We start from the raw sequence: 13,145 nt of genomic DNA, 5'->3' as shown, positions 1-13,145 counted from the left end.
TTCAAATATAGTAAAAAACCCCTTGATATCAAGGATATCAAAGGGATATGTTTTACGTTAAGTAGCTAATAAACATGGTGGCAATGCCGAAATATGTTATTAGTGAAAAGATGTCATTTAATGTGGTGATCAGCGGACCAGATGCGATCGCTGGGTCGATGTTAAGCCGGTAAAGGATCAGTGGAATAACGGCGCCGGCTAATGTTCCAATAATGAGAGTTAAGAATAAAGAAACACCGACAACAAGGCCTAGTACCGCATTTCCTTGCCAAAAATAAGCAATAAGAGAAATTAAAATACCGCAGGTTAATCCAATTAAAAGACCTACAAAAAATTCACGGAGTATAAGCTTAGTGACAACTTTTTTATTAATATCATTTGAAATAAGTCCACGAACAACAACTGCAAGTGATTGTGTACCAGTGTTCCCTGTCATGCCTGAAATCATCGGCATAAAGAAGGTTAATGCGACTACCTGTTCAAGAGTTTGCTCATAACCGCTAATAATTCCTCCTGAGAGAATACCGATGAACAGAAGCAGGATCAGCCATGGTAACCGCCGATAGGCAGCAACAAATGCTTTCGTATCAAAGTCAATGGATTTACCAGAGGCGGAAAGCTTTTCAATGTCTTCATTCGCTTCTTGGATGACTACATCGATTAAGTCATCGACCGTGGCTATTCCCATTAATACATTTTCTTCATTTACAACTGGAATAGCAAGGAAGTCGTATCTCTCAACCATACGTGCAACCTCTTCCTGGTCGGTTGTGACGGTGGCGGCAATTACACGCTCATACATGACATCGCTGATTTTTTCATGCGGTTCAGCAATCAGTAAATCACGATAAGACACAACACCAACAAGCTTGCGGTGCTGATCTATAACATAGAGGTAGTTAATCGTTTCAGCATACTCAGCAAAAATCTTCAGTTTTTCAACTGCCGCTTTAACACTATAGTAATCGCGAATCCAAACAAAACGGTTTGTCATAATCCGGCCGGCGGTTTCTGGAGGGTAATTCATGATGTCTTGTACAATTTGAGACTCGCTTTTTTTCATGCCGGAAAGAAGCGAAGCGATTTTTTCAGGTGATAACTCGTCAAGCAGCAATGCCAAATCATCGTTATCCATCTCATCAAGTACTTTACCTGTCCGTTCTTTCCCTATCTTGTTCAGTACCTCCAGCTGCTTTTCCTTGTTCAGTTCTTCCAGCAAATCAGCTAGCCTATCCACGGATAAGAACAATAGGAAACGAGGCTGATGTTTTTCGGGAAGGTTTTCGTAGAGCTGCGCTATATCATACGGCTGCAGTTCATCTAGAATTACGTCGAAATCCTTCTTTTTGTTTTCTTTTAACGTTTTAATAATATAAAGTGTGATTTGATTTTCGGTCATGTTTTGGATCAAAATCGTCACGCCCCTTTCTGCAAGAAATTATTAGAGTATAACATATCTTCGCCTGCTTTTATTCTGTTTACATTATAAGAAATAAAAGAGTTGTATGGAATGCCGGCAACCGCTTACCTAAAAAAGAATTTTAAATCAGAATTGTAATATTTTTTTAATAAGCAATTTTAGTGCCTTTTTGCTAAAATGAAGGTAATTGTAATTAGGTATTTCCAAATTTAAACAAGTTTCTTATGTGTATTGTATGCTAATAAATAGAAGTAGTGCGATCATATGTATGTGACCTGTTTTAAATATACCCATTAAGAAGGCTGCTGAAGCTTGGTGTTTGAAATCTATCATTTTTGCCACTATAAATACAAAGCGGTATTCGTATTTTTATTTACCCGGGGGTTACATGTATGAAGAAAAAAAATCAGGATATTCGGGATCTCGTTTATATTTTGTTAAATGAACAAGAGCAATATGTGATGACATATGGAATTGAATTTGCCGAATTCGCGCAGTCATTATCCGATTCCTTTAATCATCTCCTGCTTTTAAAACATAATTTTGATCATGGTGAATTCCACGTGCATACGATGCTGGATTTTGTCACGAAAGAAAAGCTTTCAAAATTAGTAAATGATGATGTGTATTCATATGGTGATTTTTGCTGGATTGATTTTGAAGAGGTGGAAGCCTTAAATGAACTGCCGGGACAAGTGTTAGCAGAGTTATTATACCTTGGACATACAAAGGATCACCTGCGGCAGCCGTTTTATAATATTTTAAGCAATCGTTTCGTTTATTTGGCGCATGATGATGGCTGGCTAAACAAAACATATTACCGTGATATGCAAAATTTTTATAATATGCTTGGTGACTGTCTGCCTGGAAAATTAGAACAAATAAAAATTGAGAAAACCTTGCTTGGATTTAAGCGGAAGAAAACATATCCGCTTATCCCGCGCGAGATCTTAAAAGATTTAAGACCATTCATGAAAGAAGGCATTGTCTTATCTTTTAAAGATATGGTTCAAAATCGAACTAGAATTGAAGTACCAATTTGGGTAATCGGTGATTTTGTTAATATGGACAATATGATGGATGAATATGAAGAAACTTCAAAAAAGAGAAAATGTGAAGCGAAACTCGTAATTGACAAGAAGACGAGAGAATGGCGAATCTATAGCAGTTAAGCGGGTGCAAGTCTAAAGACTCACTTGACTTGTCATATTGAGGAAATAATGAGATGCTATGGATACTATTTATTTATGAAATGTGACGGCATTAGAGCGTTGCTTTATTCTCTACAATGCTTAAGCGTAATTGCGGCAAGCAGTTTATGGAGATCTATATTTGTACACTGACATCTCCGGAATAGCTGCGGAGGTGTTTTTTTATTTATTCCTAACAGGCTTTCAAAGGCAGAGAGAGGTACAAATGCAATTCATACGAAAGTTTATAAGAAACAAAGGGCTGGCCTATCTGCTGGCTGCAGCATTTTTAGTTATTTCAATTCTGCTTGGTGTTTCCATTGGCAGTGTTTCAGTGCCGATCATGCAAATTTTGCAGATCATCGGAGCAGAGATCTTTCATTATAAACCAGATGGTGTCGATCCTTTGTTTGAGAATATTGTCATGAATATCCGCTTGCCTCGCGTGGTGCTGGCTGGACTGGTAGGAGCCTCACTTGCCATAGCGGGAGCGGCATTTCAAGGTTTATTAAGAAATCCATTGGCAGATCCTTATACACTAGGGGTGTCATCTGGAGCCTCCGTCGGTGCAGTGATGACTTTATTTTTTGGAATAACACTTCCTGCAGCGGGGCTTTTTACATTGCCGATATTAAGCATTGCATTTGCTTTTATCACCATCTTATTTGTGCTTATGTTTGCCCGGCAAATCGACCGTGTAATGAGGGTGGAGACCATTATCTTAACTGGCATTATTTTCAGCTCATTTTTAGGGGCAGTGATTTCGCTGATGATCGCGTTAACAGGTGACGAGCTTCGTCAAATCATCGGCTGGCTCCTTGGCAGCGTTTCTATGAGAGGCTGGGATTATGTGTTGATTCTGCTGCCTTTTTTGATCGTTGGTTCTGCTATTTTATTAAGCAGCAGCCATGAGCTTAATGCGATGTCATTTGGAGAAGAGCGTGCTTTTCATATCGGAGTCAATGTACAGAGAAAGAAGATGCTCATTTTAATCGGCGGCTCAATCTTAACGGGTGGGGCTGTAGCGGTTTCAGGGACAATCGGTTTTGTAGGTCTGGTGATTCCGCATTTGACTCGGCTCATGTGGGGACCAGATCATCGCCATTTGCTCCTTTTATCCATGCTGACAGGCAGTGGCTTTTTAATTCTTGCCGATTTGCTTGCACGCACCATTATTTCTCCTGCTGAACTGCCGATTGGTGTCATTACAGCATTGATTGGTGCACCAGTTTTTGCGGTTATTTTAATGAAAAGACGATCTGAAAGAAGAGGATAGATGTGATCAGTGTTCAGAATGTTACAGGCGGGTATGCAAATCAGTTCTTCATACAAAATGTTACCTTTGAAGTTGAAAAGGGAAAATTGTTTGGCATCATTGGACCGAATGGAAGCGGAAAAACGACTCTTTTAAAAATGTTAAGCGGAGTACATAAAGTCGCAGCTGGAGATATTTTTATAAAAGGGAAAAGTCTCGAATCTTATAGTCCTAAAGAGCTGGCCAAAGTGACGGCTGTGTTATCTCAGCATTCCGAAGATCACTTTTCCTACTCAGTTAAAGAGACCGTTTCACTCGGTCGCTATGCTCATCAGAGGGGCTGGTTTCAGACTTTATCAGATAAGGATGAACAGATTGTGACTGAGGCAATGGAACTGACAGGCATAAGCCGTTACGCGGATGAGCAGTTGCAGCATCTTTCAGGAGGGGAGCGTCAGCGTGTGTTTCTGGCACAAGCATTGGCGCAGGAGCCGGAAATCTTATTGCTTGATGAACCAACCAATCACTTGGATCTATCCTTCCAAAAAGATTTATTGGATATGCTGCAGGCTTTAACGAAAAAACAAGGCTTAACCGTCATTTCTATATTCCACGACCTTAATTTAGCTGGCCTTTATTGCGATCAATTATTGCTGATGGACGATGGCTACTTGCTGAAGAATGATGTCCCGTATAGAGTGCTGAGAGAAGAGGTCATTTCCTCCGTTTATGATACAGAAATAAAAAAACAGCCACATCCGTACGTCCCTGCACCGCAGCTGGTTCTGTTGTCAGAAGGAATGCAGGGTGAAAGCAATTCAGGAAAGATAGGATCAGAGCAATTAACGATTGAACAAAACCAGTTTTCATTACAATCTCCTTTCTATCTTAAAACCATTTCATCTGGTGAATCGGGCTCTGGAATCGGATGGCACCGCTCCTTTGTCAATTGGCATACAAATGAAAATCAATCGCCTATAAAAGGTACCGCTGAAATGGAAGCCTATTTAAAAGCCCAGGGCTTTGAAGCGGGAGAAACGGTCGGCATGATTTCAGCTGGCAAACCAGAGGATGCCAGCTATTCATTATACGAAGGGGAAGGTTTTTCGGTCTTTACAGTGGTGATAGCAGATGTGTCTATTGAGCATGGTATAAATACATGGATTTTTATAAACGGGATGTTTTCAGACGACGTTTATATTCAAAGTATTATAACGGCAACTGAAGCGAAGGTAAAAGCGCTTGAGCAATTCCATGACTTTGATATGCAGAACGATTGCATTTTAATTGCAGGCACTCAGCGAGGTGAGAGATTAACTTCAGCAGCACGGAAATCTCCTCTAGGGAAGCTAATCAGCCAAGGGATTTATGAGTGTACAACAAATGCTATGGTGGAAAATATAAAGAGGATAAATGGCCGCTTCTGTTGAAGGTTAGTAAGACTGAATATGTGTGGATTATAAGCTGTATTAACAGGAATGGGTAAAAAGAAAATGTGAATATAAAGGGGTTTTAGGTATGCTTTTATATACGAAAACAGGTGACAAAGGAAAAACAAGTGTTATTGGCGGCAGAGTGGAAAAAGATGATATACGTGTTGAGGCATATGGTACAGTTGATGAAGTAAACTGTTTTGTTGGACAAGCAATGACACAGCTGGATGGTTCTCTTTTTGGCGATATTCTAGATGATCTTGAGAAAATTCAGCATGAGTTATTTGATTGTGGCGGAGATTTGGCTAATGTAACAGAAAATAAAGAGTCTAAGCTTGATGCTGCAGCAGTCGAATATCTTGAAGGAAGGATTGATCAGTTTATCGAAGAAGCGCCAACACTGGAAAAATTTATATTGCCGGGCGGCTCGCCTGCTTCTGCAACCATACATATCGCCCGCACAGTAACAAGAAGAGCCGAGCGCCTTGTCGTCAAGCTGGCAAAAGCAGATCCGGAAATTTCTCCAGCAGCATTACCCTATTTAAATCGATTATCTGATTATTTCTTTGCTCTTTCTCGCGTAGTAAATTTTCGGCTGAATGTTAAGGATGTAGAGTATGCCCGCAGTGCAAATGTATTTAAGGGTAAAAAAAGAAATAATTGATCAATAAAACCATTTTAAAACGTTTTCTTCATAAAAAAGTGATTAAAGGAGCGGTCAAAATGAATTTAAAACTTGGATATGTTATTTTATATAGCTTAGATCTAAGTAAAACAAAACATTTTTATCAAGAACTGCTTGGTTTAACATTAAGAAATGAAATTGGTACTTATATTGAGTTTGAAACAGGTAATACGATCTTAGCCTTTAACACCCGTGAAGATGGCCGTGCCATCACAAAACTCCCGATTCCTGATGAGTTGAGTAAAGAGCAAACGTTTGAACTTGGATTTGTGACAGAAGATGTAGAAATGATGATTGAAAAGTTAAGAGCAGCAGGTGTGCCGATCCTCTTAGAACCAGTTGAAAAGCCGTGGGGGCAAAAAGTTGCTTATGCGGAAGACCCAGATGGTCACTATATCGAAATATGTACGCCAGTAGGCTAAGGGACTCTTTAAAAGGGTTCCTTTTTTCTTTACATTTATATTGCCGACAATAAGTTGTTTATATTGTTTGATAGAATGTCAAAGAAAAACACCAATAAAAGAAGAAATCAATATATTTAACCGCTTACATGAAACTTGTAAATTATCAATTATATGATATGATACATATGTTTTTAACGGCCCCGACGTCGATGAGAGTTCGACGTCAACTAAATAAAAAGTAAGTGTATGTGAGAAGCACTATTTTAAGGAACTTAACTATCTTTATACTGACAGAAGTATAATTGCAAAGCTACACCTAATCGTTGCCTTGCAGGCTAGTCTTTATGTTCAATTTTTAAAAGCAAAAAGAGTGCTTTTAAATGGACTTAAATGCCGTGATCCTTACTATGACAGCTAATCTAACACTGAGTTTGCGAATAAAGGGTGCAGCACTTTTTTTCTTCAATGAAAGGTGTTGTTATTTTGTCTGTTCGCTTTTTTTGTGCTCTTCTTTTATACACTTACAATTTTAAAAAATGAGGTGGAATATTGAGAGTATTATCTATGAAAGAACAATGGTTTGGGAATGTGCGAGGAGATATTTTGTCTGGAATTGTTGTCGCGCTTGCCTTAATTCCGGAAGCAATCGCCTTTTCAATTATCGCGGGTGTTGATCCGATGGTAGGCTTGTATGCTTCTTTCTGTATCGCTGTCACCATATCAATCGTGGGAGGCAGACCTGGGATGATCTCAGCTGCTACAGGAGCGATGGCTTTATTAATGGTAACACTTGTTGCTGATCATGGTTTGCAATATTTATTTGCGGCAACGATTTTAACAGGTGTCCTGCAAATTTTGTTTGGGGTATTTAAGCTTGCGAGGTTTATGAAGTTCATTCCACGTTCTGTGATGATCGGTTTTGTAAATGCCCTGGCGATTTTAATTTTTATGGCTCAGCTCGAACAATTCGTAGATGCAACTTGGGTCATGTATGCTATGGTAGCAGGCGCATTGGCTATTATTTATCTTTTTCCTAGAATGACAACGGCGATCCCTTCGCCGCTAGTGGCCATTGTGGTGATTACCATAATTGCGCTTATGACAAATAGTGATGTACGTACAGTTGGTGATATGGGTGCTATTACTTCTTCGCTTCCTGGCTTTCTGATCCCAGATGTGCCATTTACTTTTGAAACACTGCAAATTATTTTTCCTTACTCGATTGCATTGGCAATTGTCGGCTTGCTGGAATCCCTTCTGACGGCATCAATTGTTGATGACATGACAGATACAGCAAGTGATAAAAACCGTGAAAGCCGCGGACAGGGAATTGCCAACATTGTAACAGGCTTTTTCGGAGGCATGGCTGGCTGTGCGATGATTGGCCAATCTGTTATTAATGTGAAATCAGGGGGAAGAGGAAGACTTTCTGCACTCGTCGCAGGGTTGTTCTTAATCTTTCTAATCCTTGTACTTGGTGATATTGTTGTACAAATTCCAATGGCGGCACTAGTAGGCGTTATGTTTATGGTTTCAATCGGAACCTTTGATTGGGCGTCACTTAAAGGGCTTGCCAAGGTACCGGTAACTGATTCGATTGTAATGGTAACAACTACTGTCACGACAGTTGTTACACATGACCTTTCAAAAGGGGTCTTAGCTGGTATTATTCTAAGTGCAATTTTCTTTGTAGCAAAAATATCAAAGGTGCAAGTAAACTCCACAACACAAGGTGTGAAGAAGCTATACACTGTTACTGGCCAGATATTCTTTGCTTCAGTTGATGAACTAGTCGCATCTTTTGATCTATACGATGAGATTAAAGAAGTCGAGATCAATTTCAACGGTGCTCATATCTGGGATGATTCTGCGGTTGCTGCGATTGATAAAATTGTCATTAAATTGCGGGAGAATGGAAAGCAAGTACAATTAACTGGCTTGAATTCACCAAGCATGAAGTTAATGGAGAGACTTTCTATTCAGCATAATCCAGGTGCTAAGCTGTCTGGACATTAAAACACGCGTCTTAGCGTGTTTTTTTTGCTGTTTAAGAATAAAACGATTCATATACTGCCTGCAGAATGAGTTCAGGTCACCTATGTTGTTCTAGTTGTTACGAAATTAACAAAAAAAACGCAAGTAGCCTTGGCGGCTTCTTGCGTTTTCTCTAAAAAGAGTATTAAGCACTCTGGGAATCGATGCTGTTTTTCTTAGCTGATTTTCCGCTAATCTTATCTGCAAGCACCGTTAGTGCACCGTCTCCTGTCACATTACAAGCTGTACCGAAGCTGTCTTGTGTTAAATAAAGAGCGATCATTAGTGCGATCATTGTTGCGTCAAAACCTAGCATGGATTCAAGCAATCCAAGAGCCGCCATAACCGCACCGCCAGGAACTCCCGGTGCAGCAATCATCGTAACACCTAGCATAAGGATGAAAGGCAAAATCTCGATAAAGGAAATGCTTTGTCCCTGAAGCATGATTACAGCAATAGCACAGCTGACAATTGTAATAGTACTCCCTGAAAGGTGAATGGTTGCCAATAAAGGAACAGAGAAATCAGCTGTTTGTTCACGTGCCCCAATCTTTTTCACTTGCTTTAAAGTGACTGGGATTGTTGAAGCAGACGATTGGGTGCCGAGTGCTGTGAAATAGGCTGGAAGCATTTGTTTAATCATAATGAATGGATTTCTTTTTGCTGCAGTTCCGGCAGCTGTGTATTGAATGAATAAAATGATAAGATGAAGTGCGATAATCATGATAAATACTTTTGCGAACACACTCATGATAGTTCCGATTTGTCCGCCTTGTGTCATGTTTGAAAAGATCCCAAAGATATGGATCGGCAATAATGGAATGATGATTTTTTCAATTAGTTTCTCTACAATGGCTTGAAAATCGTTTAATGCATTCTGTAATGTGCTTCCCTTAATAGAGGCAAGGCCTAGACCTAATGTGAAAGCAATTAGCAGGGCAGTCATTACACCCATAATTGGTGCCATTTCAACTGTAAAAATTGGCTCAAGCAAAGCTTCCTCAGGATTATCGAATTGTGTAAAGCTTTGGTTCTTTAACATCATAGGATAAAGAGAGCTTGCAGCAATATAAGCTAGAATACCTGCTGCAATGGTTGAGATATAGGCAAGGCCAGTTGTAATCCCAAGCATTTTCCCTGCCCCTTTGCCCATAGAACCAATTCCTGGGGCAATAAAACCAATAATAATAAGCGGTATGGCAAATCCAAGAAAGTTGCCAAACAAACTGTTAAATGTGGCAAACACCCTAATTGCGATTTCTGGCAAAAAGGTGCCGGCAATAATCCCTAAAATAATAGCAATAATAATTCGCGGCAATAGGCCAAATTTCCTCATCCTTCTGTCCTCCTCTAAAATACAATTGTTTTTAATAGAAGGATTATAACGCATGATTTACAAAAAGTTAATAGAAATAAATTATTTTAGAATAATAAAATTATTCCATATATTCAGATTAATAAAATGTAATGGAAAAATAGGCTCAATGTAACTTTTCTTTAATGTTGTCATGATTTAATAGGGTAAAATGAAATAAAATCACTTAGAAAAGCTACATTTAACACTCTGGTTCATACATATACGTATAGGCGAATATTCACTTTTCAGTAATGAGCAAATAAAGTGCCATACTTGCTCTAAAACAATTGTAAGCTGACCTTCTTTAACAGCAGGTATCAGATGGAACTTTTACGCTCAAAAGTGTAAAATGATTTTGTGCGATTTAAAAATGGAGGTTCAACAAAATGAAAACTAAAATTGGCTTGTTATATGGCGGCAAATCTGCGGAGCATCAAGTGTCTATGCAAACAGCGCTGGCTGTCATTAAAGCTTTAAATCCAGATAAATTTACAATTCATCCTATTTATATAACTGAAGATGGCCGCTGGGTCAAAGGGAACGAGTTAATTGGACCTGTTGAGGAAGTGAAGGAGCTTGCGTTTGAGCAAGGAGAAGCTTTGACTCCCACAGCATTGGCACCAACCCTGTTTAAAGCATCTAATGAAGATGCAGGGCCATTTGATGTGATTTTTCCGTTATTACATGGACCTAATGGAGAAGATGGCACTGTTCAAGGGATGCTTGAATTGCTGAATCTTCCCTATGTAGGAAACGGTGTACTTGCTTCATCTGCCGGAATGGATAAAGTGATTATGAAAAATATTTTTGCCCAAGCAGGGTTGCCGCAAGTAAAATATGTTTGGTTCATTCGCAGCGAGTGGAAAAAAGCCGAGAAAGCTGCATATGAGAAGGTGGAAACAGAAATAGGATATCCTTGCTTTGTGAAACCTGCAAATCTTGGATCAAGTGTGGGAATCAGCAAGTGTGAAAACCAGGAAGAACTTTCGGCAGCATTTGAGGAAGCGTTTCAATTTGACCGGAAAATCATTATTGAAGAAGGAGTAACAGCTCGCGAGATTGAAGCGGGAGTTATGGGCAATGATGATCCCGAATGCTCTGTTGCAGGTGAAATTATTCCGAAAGCATCTTTTTATGATTATAAAGCGAAGTATCAGGATGGAGATACAGCAATGATGATCCCAGCTGAGATTACTGATTCGGAATATGCTGCGCTGAAGGAAATGGCCATAACAGCATTTAAAGCCCTTGATTGTTCAGGGTTGGTAAGAGCAGACTTCTTTTTAACAAAAGAAGGTCAGTTTTATATTAACGAAGTAAACACAATGCCTGGTTTTACTCCGTATAGCATGTTCCCGCTGTTATGGAAGCATTCTGGAGTAGAGTATCCTGAGCTTATTGAACGCCTTGTTCAGCTTGCGCTCGAGCGGCATAATGAAAAACAGCAGATTAAGCACACGATGTAATCTGGATGTTTGTGTTTACTGAAAAAACTTAAAGTTAAATAGTGAAGCATTGCGCCTCCCTAAACTGTCTACTGCAATATAGACCGATGAACAAGGCGTGTATGCTTTCTACATATGTTTATATTGATAGGTGTACACAAAGTAGATGACCCATGAAAATAGGAGGCAGGCCATGATAAAGAGAACCTTACAAGAGGTAGCCGGTATGATTGGTGTGGGCGATTTCGAATCTCAGCATTCGAACGTGCTTATTACCGGGGTAACCATAGATACTAGAAAAATTACAGCTGGAAATTTATTTGTTCCTTTTAAAGGTGAGCGTGCTGATGGGCATGCATTTGTTGAGGAAGCTATAAATCAAGGAGCAGCCGCTGCATTGTGGCAAAGTAATGTTCCTAATCCGCCCATGCATTTGCCGATTATTCTCGTTGAAGATACATTGATTGCATTGCAGGAACTTGCCCGGAGCTATCGAAAACAGTTAAATGTTAAAACAATTGGGATCACTGGCAGCAATGGAAAAACGACTACCAAGGATATGACTGCTAGTCTATTATCGCTGAAATACAAAGTGCAAAAGACAGAAGGAAATTATAATAATCATATAGGCCTTCCGTTAACTATCCTCGGCCTTGAAGAAGATACTGAGCTGGCCGTTTTAGAAATGGGGATGAGCGGAAAAGGAGAGATTGATTTTCTCAGCCGACTTGCCCAGCCAGAGGTGGTTATGATTACAAATATCGGTGAAGCCCATCTTCAGGATTTAGGATCCAAAGAAGGGATTGCACAAGCGAAGCTTGAAATCATCAATGGTCTAAAAAGTGATGGATGTATTATCTATATTGGAGATGAGCCGCTCCTGCAGCAGTACTTTGAACAGTATAATGGCGGAGCAGTGCTGAAGACCTTTGGTTCAAACACTTCCAATGATTTATATCCGACACATATCAGTCAAAGCGATGATGGAAGCTGCTTTAAGGTGAATATCTCAGATAGGGAATTCAAGCTCCCGGTGCTGGGTACTCATAATGTTCTTAATGCTCTTGCAGCCATGACAGCAGCCTCTTTTTATGATATTTCCTTTGAGGATATGAATGAAGGACTATCTAAAATTAAGCTGACCAATATGAGAATGGAACTTTTACAAGGAAAGAAAGGCGAGCGAATCATCAATGATGCTTATAACGCAAGCCCAACATCCACGAATGCAGCGATTGAATTGATTGCGAACCTTCCTGGATATCAAAATAAGATTCTGGTCCTAGGCGATATGCTGGAATTAGGCGAAGAGGAAAAGGAATATCATATCAAGGTTGGCGAGTCTATTGATCCGAATAAAATTAGTGCTGTTTTCACATATGGAGAACTTGGACAATTCATTGCAGAAGGTGCCCGCCGTGTTTTTCCGGAAGATAGAGTATATTCATTTAAGGAGAAACAGCCGCTTATTGTGCAATTGCAAAAACTGGTGAATCAAGAAACAATTGTACTGGTAAAAGCATCAAGAGGTATGAAGCTAGAAGAAGTTGTAGCAGGTCTTCAGGAATAAAACTGTACTGCTGATATTTAAGGATTCAAAGCAACAGATATTGAAGAAATGTACGAAAGCTTTGCTGAGCAAGAATAATTTAATAATCTGTTCTACTGGAAAAACCACCCTGTTTCATGTGAAACAGGGTGGTTTTTTTATTCATAGGTTTTAATGTGAAATTGTATCAGCAGGAAGGGGAAAAGGGGTTAAAGCTGAATACCAAACATGCGATTGATCTTAGTAAAAGTTAGAGAATTGCATGATAAAATAAGCCTTCAAAGTATTGATTTTTAGCGCCAATACATTAAAAGTCCTTGTCGAATTTTAAAAAAACATCTTAATTGACACTAGTGTCACTTTGGATAATAAT

General features: G+C 39.4%; 10 protein-coding genes. 8 read left to right on the top strand and 2 right to left on the bottom strand.

The features are described 5' to 3' along the window. Positions 1 to 52: 52 nt before the first annotated feature. Positions 53 to 1,411, bottom strand: a complete 1,359-nt coding sequence (mgtE, locus tag F7732_RS18235) for a magnesium transporter (protein ID WP_151575519.1) — start codon at positions 1,409 to 1,411, stop codon at positions 53 to 55. Positions 1,412 to 1,812: 401 nt separating this feature from the next. Between mgtE and F7732_RS18230 the strand changes: the two genes are divergently transcribed. From F7732_RS18230 to F7732_RS18205, 6 genes are all read left to right on the top strand, one after another. Beyond that, on the top strand, positions 1,813 to 2,592 hold the full coding sequence (locus tag F7732_RS18230; RefSeq protein WP_151575518.1) for a hypothetical protein: 780 nt from the start codon (positions 1,813 to 1,815) through the stop codon (positions 2,590 to 2,592). A 244-nt stretch (positions 2,593 to 2,836) separates the two neighbouring features. Next, positions 2,837 to 3,886 (top strand): FecCD family ABC transporter permease, encoded by a 1,050-nt coding sequence (locus F7732_RS18225; RefSeq protein WP_151575517.1) that lies wholly within the window; start codon positions 2,837 to 2,839, stop codon positions 3,884 to 3,886. Positions 3,887 to 3,888: 2 nt separating this feature from the next. Further along, a complete protein-coding gene (locus F7732_RS18220) occupies positions 3,889 to 5,295 on the top strand; it encodes an ABC transporter ATP-binding protein (RefSeq protein ID WP_151575516.1) in 1,407 nt (468 codons plus the stop codon). 88 nt (positions 5,296 to 5,383) lie between these two features. Next, the gene (locus F7732_RS18215; protein WP_151575515.1) at positions 5,384 to 5,962 is read left to right on the top strand and encodes a cob(I)yrinic acid a,c-diamide adenosyltransferase; all 579 of its coding nucleotides are present in this window, start codon (positions 5,384 to 5,386) and stop codon (positions 5,960 to 5,962) included. Between the two features lie 59 nt (positions 5,963 to 6,021). After that, positions 6,022 to 6,405: a VOC family protein gene (locus F7732_RS18210; protein WP_151575514.1), complete on the top strand. Its 384-nt coding sequence runs from the start codon at positions 6,022 to 6,024 to the stop codon at positions 6,403 to 6,405. A gap of 531 nt (positions 6,406 to 6,936) precedes the next feature. Next, positions 6,937 to 8,403, top strand: a complete 1,467-nt coding sequence (locus F7732_RS18205; RefSeq protein ID WP_151575513.1) for a SulP family inorganic anion transporter — start codon at positions 6,937 to 6,939, stop codon at positions 8,401 to 8,403. Positions 8,404 to 8,566: 163 nt separating this feature from the next. Here the strand turns inward: F7732_RS18205 and F7732_RS18200 are convergent, their stop codons facing one another. After that, complete coding sequence (locus tag F7732_RS18200) at positions 8,567 to 9,757, bottom strand: dicarboxylate/amino acid:cation symporter (RefSeq protein WP_151575512.1); 1,191 nt, start codon at positions 9,755 to 9,757, stop codon at positions 8,567 to 8,569. A gap of 407 nt (positions 9,758 to 10,164) precedes the next feature. Between F7732_RS18200 and F7732_RS18195 the strand changes: the two genes are divergently transcribed. Beyond that, complete coding sequence (locus tag F7732_RS18195; RefSeq protein WP_151575511.1) at positions 10,165 to 11,244, top strand: D-alanine--D-alanine ligase; 1,080 nt, start codon at positions 10,165 to 10,167, stop codon at positions 11,242 to 11,244. Positions 11,245 to 11,416: 172 nt separating this feature from the next. Further along, positions 11,417 to 12,793, top strand: a complete 1,377-nt coding sequence (locus tag F7732_RS18190; protein WP_151575510.1) for a UDP-N-acetylmuramoyl-tripeptide--D-alanyl-D-alanine ligase — start codon at positions 11,417 to 11,419, stop codon at positions 12,791 to 12,793. Positions 12,794 to 13,145 lie beyond the last annotated feature (352 nt).

Source organism: Bacillus mesophilum (assembly GCF_008923265.1).
GTDB classification, from domain to species: Bacteria; Bacillota; Bacilli; order Bacillales; family Cytobacillaceae; genus Cytobacillus; species Cytobacillus mesophilum.
Note: the sequence above shows the minus strand (reverse complement) of the source record. Positions and strands in the feature narration are given on the sequence as shown.